The organism is Enterococcus sp. 3C7_DIV0644 (assembly GCF_002141235.1).
Taxonomy (GTDB): domain Bacteria; phylum Bacillota; class Bacilli; order Lactobacillales; family Enterococcaceae; genus Enterococcus_D; species Enterococcus_D entomosocium.
In genome coordinates this window covers 174,010-191,640 of record NZ_NGLK01000001.1, presented here as the reverse complement: position 1 = coordinate 191,640, position 17,631 = coordinate 174,010, and the positions used below count along the sequence as shown (strand labels likewise).

The window sequence follows — 17,631 nt, the reverse complement described above, 5'->3', positions numbered from 1 at the left end:
TTTTCCATCCTCCTATAGATTCACTTGTTTAATAATGACTTCCGGTAGTAATTCTTCGATAAATGACGCCTCAGCTAAATCATCTGAGAACGCAGTGGCACTGCCACAAGCGACCCCCCATTTGAATGCTTCAACCACATCTTTGGTCTTTGCGTAACGCCCAATGAATCCAGCAATCATGGAATCTCCAGCGCCAACTGAATTTTTCAAAGGTCGTTTCAACACATTGGAGCGATAGATCTCATTGCCAGTAAAGAGCAGGGCACCATCACCACCTAGAGAGACGATGACATTTTTAGCGCCATCCTTTAGCATTCTTTGGCCATAAGGCAAGATATCTTCGATCGTTGAAAAAGAAGTCTCATAAAGTTCCGCTAATTCATGATTATTTGGTTTGATCAGCAAAGGCTGATCGGATAAGGCATCAAATAGTTCCGCACCAGTCGTATCAATGACAAATTCTGCACCAGCTTCTTTAACGATTTTGATCAATTCTTTATAAAAGTCGGCTGGAAGACCAGCTGGTTTACTTCCTGATAGGATGACGATGTCTTCGGCAGAAAGAGCGGCTAATTGGTGTTTCAATTCAGCGATTTCTTGCTCTTGAATGACTGGACCAAGGCCGTTGATTTCTGTTTCTTCGCCGGATTTTAATTTGATATTGATCCGGGTATCGGCAGCGACTTGCGTAAAATTGCTGTTGATTTCCTCTTTGGTCAGCCACTCTTCAATAAAACGACCAGTAAATCCGCCAACAAAACCAAGGGTAGTCGAGGAGATGCCAATTCGCTTCAAAATCCGTGAGACATTGATTCCTTTGCCACCAGGTAGTTTAAAGTCTTGTTTCATTCGATTAAGGGTACCGATCTCCAAATGATCGACGTGGACGATAAAGTCGATCGATGGATTGAGTGTTACTGTGTAAATCATTGTATTACCTCCATAATGGTTGTTTTTGCTCTGAATTTCGCTAAATAGTTTTTTGGGCAATAATCGGTGATGATCGTTGCACCTTCAATAAAAGCAACTTGAGCAAAAGTTGTTTGCTGAAACTTGGAATGGTCTAGCAAGACATAGGCTTGTTGACTGTGCTCTAGTGCAATCTGCTTGATCAGGGCTTCTTCAGGATCGGGTGTGGTGAAACCAGCTTCCGAATGAGCACCGTTCATGCCCATAAAACAGCGGTTAAAGCGCAATTTACGCAACTGTTCACCGGCATTGATTCCTAAAACAGCGTTCGTAGCTATCTTAATGGTTCCCCCTAAAATCATGGTGTCGATCCCGTGATCAATCAGTAGGGAAGCGTGCTTGACGGAGTTCGTGACAACTTTCAGCGCTGTGATGGACGATAAGAAAGGAATCATTTCAAGGGTCGTTGTTCCTGCGTCTAGATAAATGACTTCACCATTTTTGATCGTTTGTGCGGCTGCGCGAGCAATTTTTTGTTTTTCTGTTTGAAATTTCGCTTTTTTTTCAGACATGTTGGGTTCAAAACCTAATTGCTGGCTTTTTTTGGCCCCGCCGTGAATTCTAACTAGAAACCCTTTATCTTCCAGTTCTTGGAGATCTCTGCGGATCGTTGATTCTGAAGCATCCAGCAGTTGGATCAGTTCACTGACTTTGACGATCTCCTCTTGCTCTAATCGTGCCAAAATCGCTTGATGCCGCTCCTCTGTAAGCATTTACATCACCTCTTCACCTGCCATAGTAACATATGATTCATTCAAAATCAATCATAAACAGTAAAAAACATTCAAAATGAAAGCGTGAATAATAGAAATCGGTCACAAACGGTCATGCTAACCTTCATTTTCCTGAGATTGCTGTCCTTATATTTGACAATTTTTACTATTATTTGGCTTAATTGAATTAAGGGGGGATAAATAAATGAATAACAAAGTCATTTTACAAGGGTTCGAATGGGACCTGCCGGCAGATAGCCAACACTGGAACAAATTGAAAGAAATGAGTAAAGAAATCAAAGAGTATGGATTTACCGCAATTTGGCTGCCGCCTGCCTATAAAGGGACAGCTGGGTCCGAAGACGTTGGATATGGTGTCTATGATTATTATGATCTAGGCGAATTCGATCAAAAGGGGTCGGTGCCAACAAAATATGGGACAAAGGATGAATACTTAGAAGCCATCAAAGCACTGCAAGAACAAGGAATAGAGGTTTATGCCGACATCGTTTTCAATCACTTGATTGGTGCCGATGAAAAAGAAGTCGTTCCAGCGGTTAAATACAATACCGAAAACCGTAATGAACCGATCAGTGATGAGGAAGAAATCGAAGCCTGGACCAAGTTCACATTCCCAGGACGTCAAGGGACGTACAATGATTACGTTTGGACGTGGCATAATTTTTCTGGTGTTGATTATGATGACCGTAACAAAGACCACGGGATTTTTAACTTCGCTGATAAGGGCTGGGAAAGCCAAGTGGATGATGAGATGGGCAATTATGACTACTTAATGGGTTGTGATCTGGACATGGAAAATCCTGAAACGGTGGAACAGCTCAATAAATGGGGGCAATGGTACCAAGAGCTGACTGGTGTTGATGGCTATCGCTTAGATGCGGTGAAACACATTGAGTTCAACTATTACGCAGATTGGATCTTGAATCGTCGGGAAGAAAAAGGCAAACCACTATTTGTTGTCGGAGAATATTGGTCAGGGGATCTGCCAAAATTAGAAGAGTATTTAGATTCTTCAGGAAATCTGATTTATTTATTCGATGTGCCTTTGCACTATAATTTATATGAAGCATCTCACTCAAATGGCGAATATGATATGAGTCAAATTTTTGCCGGTACACTGACTGCCGCGCGCGAAGATTATGCCGTGACTTTTGTGGACAATCATGATACACAGGTTGGTCAAAGTTTACAATCTTGGATAGACGGTTGGTTTAAAGTCCATGCTTATTCATTGATCCTTTTACGAAAAGCGGGTGTACCGGTTGTTTTCTGGGGTGACTTATTCGGAATCCCAGCGCAAGAAATCGCTCCTGTTGGTGATGCTTTGATCCATATGTTAAAACTTCGAGAGAAGCTTGCATTTGGGAATCAAGTGGACTATTTTGATGATTCTAATTGTATTGGTTGGGTATTAACGGGGGATTATGAACACGAACTTTCTGGATTGGCGGTCGTGATGACCAATGCTCAAGGTGCGGAAAAAGAAATGACCATCAGCGCGATCCATGGTGGAGAGACATTCGTAGATATATTGAGAAATAATGAAGCGAAAGTTGTCTTAGATGATACCGGAAAAGGACTTTTCCCGGTAAATGATGGCCAAGTGTCAATCTATGTGAATGAAAAGCTAGTAGAGAAATACTTTAGCTGATCTCTTGCAATAGACATAATAAAAAGGCTGTAAGTTTACAGCCTTTTTATTATGTAAACAAACAATAGACTGACTTTTTTCTTTCAAAACTGATGGCATCGTGAGTACTAAAATCAAAGCGCTTTTAATTAAAAGTTTTCAAAGCGTTCGGTTTTCCCCTTTCCCGGATAATGCTATAATTGAGAAGATTGAGAAAGAAAGGATGTTTAAAATCATGTCATCCAAAAGTGAATTACTTGAACGCATGAACCCACGGCAAAAAGAAGCCGTTATGCATACGGAAGGACCGTTGCTGCTGATGGCAGGTGCAGGAAGCGGGAAGACCCGTGTCCTAACCCACCGAATCGCCTATTTAATAGAAGAAAAAAATGTAAATCCATGGAATATTTTAGCCATCACATTTACGAATAAAGCGGCACGTGAAATGAAAGAACGGGTCAGTCAACTATTAGGATCGGGTGGTGAAGACGTTTGGGTTTCAACCTTCCACTCGATGTGTGTCAGAATTTTGCGCAGGGATGTTGATCGAATCGGGTATTCGAAGAATTTTACTATCATTGATTCTTCTGAGCAAAATACGCTGATGAAACGAGTATTAAAAGAATTGAATATCGATCCCAAAAAATATGATCCTCGTTCTATTTTGGGAACGATCTCTCATGCAAAGAATGAGCTGTTGACACCTGAAGCTTACCAAGCCATGGAAGGTAGTCTCTTTGAGCAAATCGTAGGTCGTTGTTATGAAAAATATCAAAAAGAGCTGCGTAATAATCAATGCATGGACTTCGATGATTTAATCATGAATACGATCCGCCTCTTCCAAGACAATGAAGATGCGCTGCAATTTTACCAACGGAAATTCCACTATATCCATGTCGATGAATACCAAGATACCAACCACGCCCAATACACGCTGGTCAATTTAATGGCCGCTCGTTTTCGAAATCTTTGTGTTGTTGGGGATGCGGACCAAAGTATTTACGGTTGGCGTGGTGCCAACATGCAAAATATTTTAGACTTTGAAAAAGACTATCCGGATGCCGCGACGATTTTGTTAGAGCAAAACTATCGTTCAACGCAAACGATTTTAAATGCGGCAAACCAAGTAATCAAAAATAACCGCAACCGCCCAGACAAAAATCTGTGGACAGAAAATCGTGATGGGGAAAAAATCACTTATTATCGCGGGGATAGTGAACGAGATGAGGCGCGATTTATCGTCAGTGAAATGCAGAAACAAATTGCAGAAAAGAACCGTAAATTCGGTGATTTTGCGATTTTGTATCGGACCAACGCCCAGTCACGGATCATTGAAGAAATGCTTTTAAAAGCCAACGTTCCTTATACGATGGTCGGCGGCAGAAAGTTCTATGACCGCAAAGAAATCCGTGATATTTTGGCTTATTTATCGGCGATCGCCAATCCTCGTGATTCCATCAGCTTGGAACGAATCATCAATGTACCAAAACGTGGGATCGGTGCGACATCCGTCGAAAAACTACGAGATTTTGCGAATCTTCATGAGTGGTCATTGCTAGAAGCAGCCATGAACGTCGAGTTGGCGAATATTTCTGGAAAGGCCGGCAAAGAATTAGGAAGCTTTGGGATGATGATGGATGGCTTCGCCCAAATGGTTCCTTACCTCTCAGTAACTGAACTGACGAAAGAAATATTAGAAAAGACGGGTTATCGTCAAGAGTTAGTCAACCAGAATAATTTAGAAGCACAAGCTAGACTTGAAAACCTGGAAGAATTTTTATCGGTTACCCAAGAATTCGATAAACGATTTGAGGCGCAAAACGAAGACGATGCAGATGCACCAGATGAGAAGTTGAGTGTTTTCTTAAATGACTTAGCTTTATTGTCAGACGTCGATAGTTATGAAGAAGAAAGTAGTCAAGTGACGTTGATGACCTTGCATGCTGCAAAAGGACTGGAGTTTCCAGTGGTATTCTTGATTGGTTTGGAAGAAAATATCTTCCCGCTTTCTCGGGCTTTAATGGAAGAAAGCGAACTCGAAGAAGAACGGCGCCTTGCTTATGTGGGAATCACTCGTGCTGAGGAAGAGCTCTTTATGACCAACGCTTTTTCCAGAACATTATACGGTCGTACCCAATACAATCGTCCGTCACGGTTTATCGAGGAGATTGAACAAGATCTGCTGCAATCATTAGGCGAGCGTTCACAACCGAAAGCTGCTGCACCGTTTCAACCAAAAGTCTTTAAACCGAGCTATACACAGCCGCGTCAAACGACCGTCGCTTCTAAGCAACAGACCTCTGCAGCTGGTAATACATGGCAAGTAGGCGAGAAAGTTCAACATAAAAAATGGGGAATCGGTACGGTCGTTCGGACGACTGGCAGCGCGCAAGACATCGAATTAGATGTGGCGTTCCCACAACAAGGCGTCAAACGATTGTTGGCGGCCTTTGCGCCGATTGAAAAAGTTGAAAAATAAGGAGGATATTAGGATGGATGTCCCTTCAAAAGAAATCCAATCACGAGCAGAAGAGCTGCGTACGCAATTAAATCAGTACGCGTACGAATACTATGTAAAAGATCAACCTTCTGTTGAAGATTATCTCTATGATCAGCTGTATGCAGAACTGGTTGAAATTGAAACCAATTATCCGCAGCTAATAACCGAAGACTCGCCCACCCAACGAGTAGGCGGCATCATTTTACCTGGCTTTGAAAAAGTCACCCATGATATCCCACTTTATAGCCTGAACGATGTCTTTGACAAAGAAGGAATCGTGGCTTTTGATGCTCGTGTTCAAAAAGCATTGGGGAAAGCGGTAGATTATGTCTGCGAGTTAAAGATCGATGGATTGTCAATTTCCTTGAAATATGAAGAAGGGCGCTTTGTTCGGGGAGCGACTCGAGGAGATGGTACGGTAGGTGAAAACATTACAGAAAACCTAAAGACTGTCAAATCGATCCCACTGAAATTAAAAGAACCGATCTCGTTGGAAGTTCGTGGCGAATGCTATATGCCAAAGGCTTCGTTTTTGAAATTGAATCAACAGCGAGAAGAAGAAGGGGTGGAGGTTTTTGCCAATCCGAGAAACGCAGCTGCTGGAAGCTTACGTCAATTAGACACTCGGATCGCAGCCCAAAGAAACTTGAGCACCTTTTTATACACACTAGCTGACTTTGGTCCAATTGAAGCTAATGATCAATTTTCAGCATTGAATGAACTGGATCAATTAGGCTTTCGTACAAATCACGAACGCAGAGTGTGTCACACCATCGATGAAGTGTGGGCATATATCGAAGAGTTTCATGACAAGCGCAGTGAGCTCCCGTATGAGATTGACGGCGTAGTCATCAAAGTCAATAATTTTAAAGATCAAGATGCGTTAGGCTTTACCGTAAAAGCACCCCGATGGGCGGCGGCATATAAGTTTCCACCGGAAGAAGCGGAAACAGTGATCGAAACGATCGAATGGACCGTGGGACGGACGGGTGTTGTGACACCGACCGCTGTTATGACTCCTGTTCGTGTTGCTGGAACGACGGTCAGCCGTGCTAGTCTCCATAATGTAGATTTCATTAAAATGAAAGACATTCGCATTGGCGATTCGGTCATCATCTATAAGGCGGGGGACATTATTCCAGAGGTTGCGAAAGTCTTGGAAGAAAAACGCACGGAAACAAGTGAACCCTTTGAAGCGCCTACACATTGTCCCGAATGTGGGAGTGAGCTGATCCATTTAGATGAAGAAGTTGCCTTGCGTTGTATCAATCCGAAGTGTCCAGCGCAGATTAAAGAGGGCTTAAGCCACTTTGTTTCCCGAAATGCTATGAATATTGATGGTTTAGGGCCACGTGTTTTAGAGCAAATGTTCGATAAATCCTTAGTCAAAGATGTGGCCGACTTGTACTTTTTAACAGAAGAACAATTGCTGACCCTCGATAAAATCAAAGAGAAATCAGCTAATAACCTTTTGTGTGCCATCCATCAAAGCAAAGAAAATTCAGTTGAGCGCTTGATTTTCGGGCTAGGCATCCGTCATGTTGGTGCCAAAGCGGCTCGGATTTTAGCGGAACATTTTGGTGACCTTCGGACCCTTAGCAAAGCCAAAGAAGAAGAGATCATTTCGTTGGAAACCATTGGTGCTACAATTGCAGAAAGTGTCGTTACGTATTTTGACAATCAAGAAGTTCACGACCTTTTAGATGAACTTGAAAAAGCGGGTGTTAACTTTGCTTATCTAGGGCTGAGAACGGATCAATTGGAAGAAGTGGAGTCGCCATTTAAAGAGAAAACAGTCGTTTTGACAGGGAAATTGAGTCATTTCACCCGCGAAGAAGCCAAAGAAAGAATCGAAAACCTTGGTGGAAAAGTCACCGGAAGTGTGTCGAAAAAGACTGATATCGTTGTTGCCGGGGAAGAGGCTGGCAGTAAACTGACCAAAGCCCAGTCCCTAGGCGTTACCGTTTGGGATGAAGCTCAAATGGTGGCTGCGATCGAAGGCAGTCATTCGGCAGAACAATAACTGTTAAGTATTGTCACAGACGAGAAGCAGTTGTTTCTTCTTGTCTAATTGAAATCATTTCTTCCCTGCAATACGAGGAAAGAAATGATTTCTGCTTTTATTTGCAATTATATTTGATTTATTTGCAATTATATTTGATAATTTTCAAATTCTATTTCATGATTTGTTAAAAAAATGATACAATACATTGGAAAAACGTAAACGTAGATTACGGATACGAGAAAGAGGAGGATTTTATGGCGATCAGCGAAGAACAAGTCAAACACGTTGCCAAACTAGCAAAACTTTCATTCTCAGACGATGAATTACATGAGTTTACCTCTCAGCTAGGAAAAATTATTGATATGGTTGAAACACTTGAAGAAGTGGACACCACAGGAGTACCATTCACATCGAATGTCGCAGAAACGATCAATGTGATGCGTGAAGATGTAACGACCGGTGGCTGGGACCGTGATGAATTAATGAAAAATGTTCCAGAATCTGAAGAAGGCTTTATTAAAGTGCCTGCAATCATTGACAATGGGGAGGCGGGTGCCTAATGACTGAACTATATAATAAAAGCTTAGAAGAATTGCATAGCTTATTAGTATCAAAAGAAATCACTGCGACAGATCTAACGAGCGAAACCTTTGCTCGCATTAAAGAAACAGAGCCAAAAGTTGATGCGTTTCTTGCATTGAACGAAGAAAAAGCCCATGCGTTAGCGCAAGCTATCGATCAAAAAGGTATCACTGAAAGCAATGTGTTGGCAGGGATTCCCATTGGGATCAAAGATAACATTGTTACCAAAGATCTACGCACAACAGCTGCTTCTAAAATTTTAGGCAACTTTGACCCAATCTACGATGCAACCGTCATGGACAAAGTTTACCAAGCAGACATGATTCCAGTAGGTAAGTTAAACATGGATGAATTTGCGATGGGGGCGAGTACGGAAACGTCGTTCTTTAAGAAAACAAAAAACGCTTGGGACGAGACAAAAGTACCTGGTGGTTCATCAGGTGGCTCGGCGGCTGCCGTTGCAGCGGGACAAATCCCCTTATCATTAGGTAGCGATACGGGTGGTTCGATTCGCCAACCAGCAGCTTTCAATGGAATCGTCGGGTTGAAGCCAACATACGGACGGGTTTCTCGTTTTGGTTTGATCGCGTTTGCATCTTCGTTAGATCAAATTGGTCCAATGACCCGTGGTGTGAAAGACAATGCCATCGCATTAAATGCCATCAGTGGGTTTGATGCAAAAGATAGTACGTCAGCCGGGGCAGCTGTTCCTGATTTTACAGCAGGTCTGACTGGTGATATCAAAGGCATGAAAGTTGCTTTGCCAAAAGAATACTTAGGCGAAGGAATTCAAGCGGGCGTCCGAGAAGCGATCTTAAAAGCTGCAGACACTTTCCGTGCGTTAGGAGCGACCGTGGAAGAAGTCAGCTTGCCACATTCAAAGTATGGGGTAGCTGTTTACTATATCATCGCTTCTTCAGAAGCAAGTTCTAATTTGCAACGTTTTGACGGCATCCGTTACGGTTTCCGTTCAGAAAATGTCAGCAATTTAGAAGATGTCTATGTTAATTCGCGCAGTGAAGGATTCGGGGAAGAAGTAAAACGTCGGATCATGTTAGGTACGTTTTCACTAAGTGCTGGCTACTACGATGCCTACTTCAAAAAAGCCGGTCAAGTACGAACGTTGATCAAACAAGATTTCGATAAGGTCTTCAGCCAATACGACTTGATCATTGGCCCAGCTTCCCCAACGGTAGCATTTGGTATTGGAGAAAATATCAATGATCCGATCACTATGTACTTGAATGATATTTTAACCATTCCTGTGAACTTAGCAGGACTGCCAGGGATGTCGATTCCAGCAGGTTTTTCTGAAGGACTGCCTGTCGGCTTGCAGATCATTGGGAAACATTTTGATGAAGCAACCATGTATAAAGCGGCTTATGCCTTTGAACAAGCAACTGATTTCCACACGAAAAAACCAGTGATTTTAGGAGGGGATAAGGCATGAACTTCGAAACAGTCATTGGGCTTGAAGTCCACGTAGAATTAAAAACAGAATCAAAGATTTTTTCTCCAGCACCTGCTCACTTTGGCGCTGAACCAAATAGCAACACGAATGTGATCGACTGGGGCTATCCAGGTGTTTTACCAGTAATGAACAAAGCGGCTATCGAATTTGGGATGAAAGCTGCGCTTGCGTTGAATTGTGAAATCTCAAAAGAAACACATTTCGACCGCAAAAACTATTTCTATCCTGATAATCCAAAAGCCTATCAAATTTCACAATTCGATCAACCGATAGGTCATGATGGGTGGATTGAAATCGAAGTGGAAGGTAAAAAGAAAAAAATCCGCATTGAGCGAGTTCATTTGGAAGAAGATGCCGGGAAAAACATGCACGGCAAAGGCGGTTATTCTTATGTTGATCTAAATCGTCAAGGAACCCCTTTGATCGAGATCGTTTCCGAAGCAGATATGCGTTCACCAGAAGAAGCATATGCGTATCTAGAAGCATTGCGCTCAATCATCTTGTTTACAGAAGTATCTGATGTGAAGATGGAAGAAGGTTCCATGCGTTGCGACGCCAATATTTCGTTGCGACCTTACGGCCAAGAACAATTCGGAACAAAAACAGAATTGAAAAACTTAAACTCTATGTCCTTCGTGAAAAAAGGTTTAGCATTTGAAGAAAAACGCCAAGCCAAAGTATTGCTTTCTGGAGGCGAGATCCAACAAGAAACTCGTCGTTTTGATGAAGCAACCAGCAAAACTTTATTGATGCGTGTCAAAGAAGGTTCTTCTGATTATCGTTACTTCCCAGAACCAGATATCCCACGATTTGTGATCGATGATGAATGGATCGAACGGGTACGTCAAAGCTTGCCAGAAATGCCGCAAAAACGTCGTGCCCGTTACATCTCTGAATTGGGCTTACCAGAATACGATGCAATGGTCTTGACTTTATCAAAAGAAATGTCCGATTTCTTTGAAAAAACCATTGATGCCGGTGCTGATCCCAAACAAGCTTCTAACTGGTTGATGGGGGAAGTTTCAGCGTATCTGAACAGTGAAAAATTGGAACTGCCAGAAACAAAATTAACCCCAGACAATTTAGCGGGAATGATTCGTTTGATCGCCGATGGCACCATCAGTTCGAAGATTGCGAAAAAAGTCTTCAAAGAATTGATCACAAACGGCGGCGACGCTGAAGAAGTCGTAAAAGCCAAAGGATTGATCCAATTATCAGATCCTGCGCAATTACTACCAATGATCAATGAAGTATTAGATAACAACCAACAATCCGTCGATGACTTCAAAAACGGAAAAGACCGCGCAGTTGGTTTCTTAGTTGGTCAAATCATGAAAGCAACCAAAGGACAAGCGAATCCAGGCGTTGTGAACAAGCTGTTGCAAGAAGAACTAGCAAAGCGATAAGAGGCAAGCGATGAAAAGAGCAAGAGTAATCTATAACCCGACATCTGGGAAAGAATTGATTCGAAAAAATTTAGCAGATATTTTAGATGTTTTGGAAAGAGGCGGTTATGAGGCGAGTGCGTTTGCCACGACCGCTGCACCATTTTCCGCCCGTGATGAAGCAAGAAGAGCTGGCGAAGCTGGTTTTGATTTGGTGGTAGCTGCCGGTGGTGATGGCACGATCAATGAAGTCGTCAATGGGATCGCTCCTTTAGAAAAGCGACCAAAAATGGCGATCATTCCTGGAGGAACCACCAATGACTACGCACGTGCACTAAAGATTCCTCGGACCGATATCAAAGCAGCTGCGGAAGTGATTTTGAAGCAGCAAACGGTGAAGATGGATGTTGGAAAAACACCTAACACGTATTTTATCAACATCGCTGCTGGCGGACACTTAACAGAACTGACCTATGATGTTCCTTCTGAGTTGAAAAGTGTTTTTGGCTACTTAGCTTATCTAGCAAAAGGAGCGGAATTACTCCCTCGTGTCAAACCGATCAAAATGCATCTAAAGTATGAAGACGGAGAATACATTGGCGGAGCGTCGATGTTCTTTTTAGGGCTGACGAATTCAGTGGGAGGCTTTGAACAGATTGCGCCTGATGCAAAGCTTGACGATGGGAAATTTTCGTTGATCATTGTCAAAACGGCCAATATTTTTGAGATTGTCCACTTAGTTGCTTTAATGATGAATGGTGGCAAGCACATCAACGATCGTCGTCTGATTTATACGAAAACATCTTTTCTTGAAGTAGACGCGCCAGAGCAGGTCAATCGATTAATGATCAACCTTGATGGTGAATACGGCGGAGATGCTCCTATGCGCTTTGAAAATCTACACAATCATATTGAGTTTTTTGCGAATGTCGATCAAATTCCTGATGATGCGGTCGTTGGTGAGCAGAACTATCAAGAGATGAGCGAAGGTTTTATTAAAGAAGTCGAACGTCTTTCCGATGAGGACATCAATGGAGATGGCAAGATCGGCGACGAAACAAGGTAAACGATTTTTCTTTTCATGCAAAGTGAAAGAACAGGGACTTTTGGACCTGTTCTTTTTTTAAAAAATAAATTGTGGAAAAAGTAACAGGAATATTTTTAAGAAAAGTTGATAGAACAGCTTTTCTTAAATTTTAGTAAAGGACGTTTTTTGCGTTATGTTCCACATCGGACGTTTGTTTCACGGATATTAGCGTGATTCATGAAGATAAAACGAATGAAAAATTGGAAAAACGAACGATCTTCGCTAAAAAACGAACTTTTTGAAAATATACTCGTTAAAGTTCGTTATTTACGTATTTCTATGCAATCTAATGATGCAAAAGCCAGAGAGAATATGCTATAATGGTGAAACGAAGAAATGGGGGGACCGGAATGGAGCACATCGATTCTACAAAAGCGCTAGATCTGCTTAGAGATGACGCAGAACGAATCAAAAAGCTGATCCGAAACCAAGAAAATAGTTTATGTATCGCACAATGCAAAGCATTTGAAGAAGTGGTTGATACCCAAATGTATGGTCTATCACGGCAAGTGGCATTTGCGATCCGCTTGGGGATCGTCGATAATCAAACAGGACAACAATTGATGGCGGATCTCGAAAAAGATCTGAACCAATTGTACAGCGAGGTCTATGAAGACCAGCGGACACCTGAAATCGGCAAGGAGGCATAAACTTGCCAGAAAAAGTAAAGAAAAGACATTTATTAGATTATAGTATTTTACTGCCTTATATAGTGATGTGTGTTACGGGTTTGATGATGGTCTACAGCTCCACATCCTATGTTGCGATGACCGCCACACAACCGACCACAGCTGCTTCTTACGTCATCAATCAAGCAATATTCTGGTTGTTGAGTCTAGTAGCAATCACTGTCATGTATAAAATGAAAACGGATGTTTTTCGGAACAAAAAATTTGTCCAGATCGCCATGATCGTCATTTTGTTTTTATTGATCGCTGCCTTCTTTTTCCCAAGAAGAAACGGGGCACATGGTTGGTTAACGATTGCGGGCTTTTCCATTCAACCAGCTGAGTACTTGAAATTTATTGTCATCTGGTTTTTATCTGTGACTCTTTCCTATCGTCAAAAAGGTATCCAACAAGAGTTTTGGAAAACGGTTTGGCGTCCAATCGGAATCGTCTTCGTCTACACCGGGATCATGGCCTTTTATCCCGACTTCGGGAATGCTGTGATCGTCATGCTACTGGCTTTTGTCGTTTTATTATCTAGTGGTCTGAATTACCTGTATACCCTGATATTAGGTGTGGCAGGAATCGTAGGCAGTACATTGATCGTCTTCTTGGTAAATTTAACTGGTGGAAAGCTTTTACCTGATTATGTCTATAGTCGCTTCTCATCATTTTTAAACCCATTTGCGGATGAATACAATACAGGTCATCAAATGGTTAATGGGTATTACGCAATGTTCAACGGTGGGCTTTTCGGACGCGGACTTGGAAATAGTATCCAAAAACGTGGCTTCTTAAACGAAGCGCACACCGATTATATATTTTCGATCGTTATGGAAGAATTAGGCTTGATCCCATCGATCATTATCTTAGGTGTTTTGTTCTATATGGTGGGACGGATCTTTCTTGTCGGTATCCGTTCAAGAGATCCCTTTAATTCCATGATGTGTATCGGCATAGGGACATTATTTATGTCTCAGATTTTCATCAACTTAGGGGGGATCACTGGTTTGATCCCATTGACGGGAATCACTTTTCCGTTTTTAAGTCAGGGTGGGTCAAGTTTGCTGATGCTGTCGATTTGTATTGGTTTTGTATTAAATATCAGTGCCGAAGAAAAGAGGAAACAATATTATTTGAATTATTGATCAATTGAATGGAGTGGATTAGATGAAGAAAATTCTTGTTGCCAATCGTGGAGAAATCGCGATCCGTGTCTTCCGCGCATGTGCGGAGTTAGGAATCAAAACAGTCGGTATTTATGCTGCAGAGGATGAATACTCTGTCCATCGCTTTAAAGCAGACGAAGCGTATTTAGTGGGGAAAGGCAAACGACCGATCGATGCGTATTTAGACATTGAAGATATTATTCGCACAGCGAAAAAAGCCGGGGCCGAAGGGATTCATCCAGGGTACGGCTTTTTATCAGAAAACCTGAGCTTTGCTCAGCGCTGTGAAGAAGAAGGTTTGATTTTCATCGGACCATCCACTCACCACTTAGATATTTTTGGCGACAAGATCAAAGCAAAAGCAGCAGCGATCGAGGCGGGGATTCAATCCATTCCCGGATCTGACGGTCCAGTGGCATCGATTGACGACGTTTTAGCATTCGCTGACGAACATGACTATCCAATCATGATCAAAGCAGCTCTTGGCGGCGGTGGTCGAGGCATGCGTGTCGCTCATGATGAAAAAGAAGCACGTGATGGCTACGAACGTGCCAAAAGTGAAGCGAAAGCGGCATTTGGTAGTGACGAAGTTTACGTTGAAAAATATATTAGTAATCCAAAACATATTGAAGTCCAAATTCTAGGGGATACGCACGGAAATGTCGTCCATCTATTTGAACGTGACTGCTCTGTTCAGCGCCGTCACCAAAAAGTAGTCGAAGTGGCACCTTGTGTGTCAATGACGACTGAACAACGGGAAAAAATTTGTCAAGCTGCCGTTCAATTGATGAAGCATGTTGGCTATATCAATGCCGGAACAGTGGAATTTTTAGTTGAAGGCGATAAATTTTACTTCATCGAAGTAAACCCTCGGGTCCAAGTGGAACATACAATCACTGAAATGATCACCAATTTAGATATCGTGACGACACAAATACTAATTGCACAAGGCAAGGATCTGCATAAAGAAATTGGGATTCCTGAACAAAAAGATATTCGCTTCGAAGGGGTTGCGATTCAATGTCGCGTGACAACGGAAGATCCAGCGAATAATTTTATGCCAGATACTGGTAAGATTGATACCTACCGTTCTCCAGGTGGATTTGGGGTTCGTTTGGATGTCGGAAATGCTTACGCAGGTGCGGTGGTAACCCCGTATTTTGACTCACTGCTTGTAAAAGTCTGTACACATGCGGCAACCTTTGATCAAGCGATTCAGAAAATGATGCGCTGTTTGAAAGAATTTCGTGTACGTGGGGTAAAAACAAACATTCTCTTCATGCGAAATGTCGTTTCTCATCCAGCCTTTCGTTCGGGTGAAGCCAAAACCACCTTTATCGACAATACGCCGGAACTATTCAATTTCCCTCGGATTCGTGATCGTGGAAACAAAACCATGAAGTATATCGGGGAAATTACCATCAATGGATTTCCGGGGATCGAAAAACAAAAGAAACCATTTTATAATGAGCCACGGATGCCACAACACATCCAAGCAACGCCTGATTTTGTCAGCGCCAAAAATATTTTAGATACGAAAGGTGCCGAGGGTGTCGTTGAATGGATCGGTCAACAAAACAATGTCTTACTGACGGATACAACCTTCCGAGATGCCCATCAAAGTTTGTTGGCAACTCGTGTAAGAACCCATGACTTTAAGAAAATTGCCGCGATGACGGAAGCTGGCCTGCCACAATTGTTCTCAAGTGAAATGTGGGGTGGAGCAACGTTCGACGTTGCCTACCGTTTCTTAACAGAAGATCCATGGGAAAGATTGCGGATGTTCCGGAAAAAAATGCCGAATACCTTGTTGCAAATGTTGTTTAGAGGCTCCAATGCTGTGGGATATTCCAATTATCCAGACAATGTATTGGAAGAATTCATCAAAGAATCTGCAGCGCAAGGAATTGATGTGTTCCGAATCTTTGATAGTTTAAACTGGGTTCCACAAATGGAGAAAAGTATTCAAGCCGTTCGCGATACAGGAAAAATTGCAGAAGCAACGATTTGTTATACCGGGGATATCAATGATCCGACCCGTCAAAAATATTCAGTACAATACTACAAAGATATGGCGAAAGAATTGCAAAACCTTGGTGCCCATATCATTGCTATCAAGGATATGGCTGGATTATTAAAACCGCAAGCGGCTTATCGTTTGATCAGTGAGCTAAAGGATACGATCGATGTGCCGATTCATCTGCATACCCATGATACGAGTGGAAATGGGATCATTACTTACTCAGCAGCTACTAAAGCCGGTGTTGACATCGTGGATGTCGCTATGTCAGCGGTCAGTGGCGCAACGAGTCAACCAAGTATGAGTAGTTTGTATTATGCACTATTGAACGGCGAACGCTGCCCAGAAATCAATGTAGACAATATCCAACAGTTGAACCACTACTGGGAAGATGTCCGCATGTACTACCATTCCTTTGAAAATGGCTTGAACGCACCTCAAACGGAAGTGTACAAGCATGAAATGCCGGGGGGACAATATACCAATCTCCAGCAGCAAGCCAAAGCCGTTGGTTTAGGCGAAAAATGGGATGAAATCAAAGAAATGTATCATGAAGTCAATATGATGTTTGGAGACATCGTGAAAGTGACGCCTTCTTCGAAAGTCGTTGGGGACATGGCACTCTTTATGGTTCAAAATGGCTTGTCTGAGAAAGATGTTTTTGAAAAAGGCGATACATTAAGCTTCCCTGAGTCAGTAATCACATTCTTCCAAGGTGAGTTAGGTCAGCCAGTTGGTGGCTTCCCGAAAGAATTACAGCGCATTATCTTGAAAGGACGCCCAGCCTTTACCGAACGTCCTGGAACATTCGCGAAGCCAGTTGATTTTGCTGATGTGAAGCAAGAACTAGCGGAGAAAATCGGCTATGAACCAAAACATGAAGAAGTCTTGAGCTACTTGATGTATCCGCAAGTCTTCCTTGATTATCGAAAAGCTTATGAACAGTTTGCAGATGTGAAAGTTCTTGATACTCCAACTTTCTTTAACGGCATGCGCTTAGGTGAAACGATCAATGTTGAATTAGAAAAAGGCAAAATCTTGATCATTCGTCTAGATGAGATCGGTGAGCCAGATATTGAAGGCAACCGAACACTCTTCTTTAACTTGAACGGACAACGCCGAGAAATCGTCGTTAAGGACAACTCAATCATCAGCTCTGTTCAAACGAAACGTAAAGCAGAGCCAACGAACAAAGAACAGATCGGTGCTTCGATGAGTGGCTCAGTTTTAGAAGTATTAGTCAAAAAAGGCGACCGGGTGGCACGTGGACAAACCTTGATGGTCACGGAAGCGATGAAAATGGAAACTTCGGTTGAAGCCCGCTTCTCAGGCGTAGTTGAACATGTGTATGTAACCGATGGGGAACCAATTCAGTCAGGAGATCTTTTGATTGAAGTCAAAGAGAAGTAAG

The 17,631-nt window shown here is 42.4% G+C and carries 12 protein-coding genes; 10 read left to right on the top strand and 2 right to left on the bottom strand.

Annotation, left to right across the window (positions count from 1 at the left end; all coding sequences use genetic code 11):
* Positions 1-12: 12 nt before the first annotated feature.
* Together pfkB and A5877_RS00950 are read right to left on the bottom strand one after the other, a co-directional pair.
* Positions 13-930, bottom strand: a complete 918-nt coding sequence (pfkB, locus tag A5877_RS00955) for a 1-phosphofructokinase (protein WP_016620054.1) — start codon at positions 928-930, stop codon at positions 13-15.
* Entirely contained in the window at positions 927-1,682 is a 756-nt protein-coding gene (locus A5877_RS00950) for a DeoR/GlpR family DNA-binding transcription regulator (protein WP_005235726.1), read from the bottom strand. Before A5877_RS00950 ends, pfkB begins: the two co-directional genes overlap by 4 nt.
* 205 nt (positions 1,683-1,887) lie before the next feature.
* Here A5877_RS00950 and A5877_RS00945 point away from each other — a divergent pair, with 205 nt between their 5' ends.
* The 10 genes from A5877_RS00945 (at position 1,888) to A5877_RS00900 (ending at position 17,630) form a co-directional block, all read left to right on the top strand.
* Positions 1,888-3,354 carry an alpha-amylase gene (locus tag A5877_RS00945; protein WP_008380118.1) on the top strand — a complete coding sequence of 489 codons (1,467 nt, stop codon included), beginning with the start codon at positions 1,888-1,890 and terminating at the stop codon, positions 3,352-3,354.
* A gap of 214 nt (positions 3,355-3,568) precedes the next feature.
* Positions 3,569-5,812: a DNA helicase PcrA gene (pcrA, locus tag A5877_RS00940; RefSeq protein ID WP_086316175.1), complete on the top strand. Its 2,244-nt coding sequence runs from the start codon at positions 3,569-3,571 to the stop codon at positions 5,810-5,812.
* A gap of 13 nt (positions 5,813-5,825) precedes the next feature.
* Complete coding sequence (gene ligA, locus A5877_RS00935) at positions 5,826-7,856, top strand: NAD-dependent DNA ligase LigA (protein WP_086316174.1); 2,031 nt, start codon at positions 5,826-5,828, stop codon at positions 7,854-7,856.
* Positions 7,857-8,092: 236 nt separating this feature from the next.
* Positions 8,093-8,398 carry an Asp-tRNA(Asn)/Glu-tRNA(Gln) amidotransferase subunit GatC gene (gene gatC, locus A5877_RS00930; RefSeq protein WP_005225977.1) on the top strand — a complete coding sequence of 102 codons (306 nt, stop codon included), beginning with the start codon at positions 8,093-8,095 and terminating at the stop codon, positions 8,396-8,398.
* Complete coding sequence (gene gatA / locus A5877_RS00925; RefSeq protein ID WP_005235733.1) at positions 8,398-9,870, top strand: Asp-tRNA(Asn)/Glu-tRNA(Gln) amidotransferase subunit GatA; 1,473 nt, start codon at positions 8,398-8,400, stop codon at positions 9,868-9,870. The genes gatC and gatA overlap by 1 nt, the downstream gene beginning before the upstream one ends.
* Positions 9,867-11,297 carry an Asp-tRNA(Asn)/Glu-tRNA(Gln) amidotransferase subunit GatB gene (gatB, locus tag A5877_RS00920; RefSeq protein ID WP_005225979.1) on the top strand — a complete coding sequence of 477 codons (1,431 nt, stop codon included), beginning with the start codon at positions 9,867-9,869 and terminating at the stop codon, positions 11,295-11,297. Before gatA ends, gatB begins: the two co-directional genes overlap by 4 nt.
* 10 nt (positions 11,298-11,307) lie before the next feature.
* Positions 11,308-12,342, top strand: a complete 1,035-nt coding sequence (locus tag A5877_RS00915; protein ID WP_005235735.1) for a diacylglycerol kinase — start codon at positions 11,308-11,310, stop codon at positions 12,340-12,342.
* Positions 12,343-12,713: 371 nt separating this feature from the next.
* Positions 12,714-13,013: a YlaN family protein gene (locus tag A5877_RS00910; RefSeq protein ID WP_008380108.1), complete on the top strand. Its 300-nt coding sequence runs from the start codon at positions 12,714-12,716 to the stop codon at positions 13,011-13,013.
* 2 nt (positions 13,014-13,015) lie between these two features.
* Positions 13,016-14,179: an FtsW/RodA/SpoVE family cell cycle protein gene (locus tag A5877_RS00905; protein WP_005235746.1), complete on the top strand. Its 1,164-nt coding sequence runs from the start codon at positions 13,016-13,018 to the stop codon at positions 14,177-14,179.
* A gap of 22 nt (positions 14,180-14,201) precedes the next feature.
* The gene (locus A5877_RS00900; RefSeq protein ID WP_086316173.1) at positions 14,202-17,630 is read left to right on the top strand and encodes a pyruvate carboxylase; all 3,429 of its coding nucleotides are present in this window, start codon (positions 14,202-14,204) and stop codon (positions 17,628-17,630) included.
* Position 17,631: the final 1 nt, after the last annotated feature.

Excerpts from the sequence above, each read along its gene's own strand:
- pfkB (WP_016620054.1), bottom strand. The coding sequence starts at position 930 with ATGATTTACACAGTAACACTCAATCCATCGATCGACTTTATCGTCCAC.
- A5877_RS00950 (WP_005235726.1), bottom strand. The coding sequence starts at position 1,682 with ATGCTTACAGAGGAGCGGCATCAAGCGATTTTGGCACGATTAGAGCAA.
- A5877_RS00945 (WP_008380118.1), top strand. The coding sequence starts at position 1,888 with ATGAATAACAAAGTCATTTTACAAGGGTTCGAATGGGACCTGCCGGCA.
- pcrA (WP_086316175.1), top strand. The coding sequence starts at position 3,569 with ATGTCATCCAAAAGTGAATTACTTGAACGCATGAACCCACGGCAAAAA.
- ligA (WP_086316174.1), top strand. The coding sequence starts at position 5,826 with ATGGATGTCCCTTCAAAAGAAATCCAATCACGAGCAGAAGAGCTGCGT.
- gatC (WP_005225977.1), top strand. The coding sequence starts at position 8,093 with ATGGCGATCAGCGAAGAACAAGTCAAACACGTTGCCAAACTAGCAAAA.
- gatA (WP_005235733.1), top strand. The coding sequence starts at position 8,398 with ATGACTGAACTATATAATAAAAGCTTAGAAGAATTGCATAGCTTATTA.
- gatB (WP_005225979.1), top strand. The coding sequence starts at position 9,867 with ATGAACTTCGAAACAGTCATTGGGCTTGAAGTCCACGTAGAATTAAAA.
- A5877_RS00915 (WP_005235735.1), top strand. The coding sequence starts at position 11,308 with ATGAAAAGAGCAAGAGTAATCTATAACCCGACATCTGGGAAAGAATTG.
- A5877_RS00910 (WP_008380108.1), top strand. The coding sequence starts at position 12,714 with ATGGAGCACATCGATTCTACAAAAGCGCTAGATCTGCTTAGAGATGAC.
- A5877_RS00900 (WP_086316173.1), top strand. The coding sequence starts at position 14,202 with ATGAAGAAAATTCTTGTTGCCAATCGTGGAGAAATCGCGATCCGTGTC.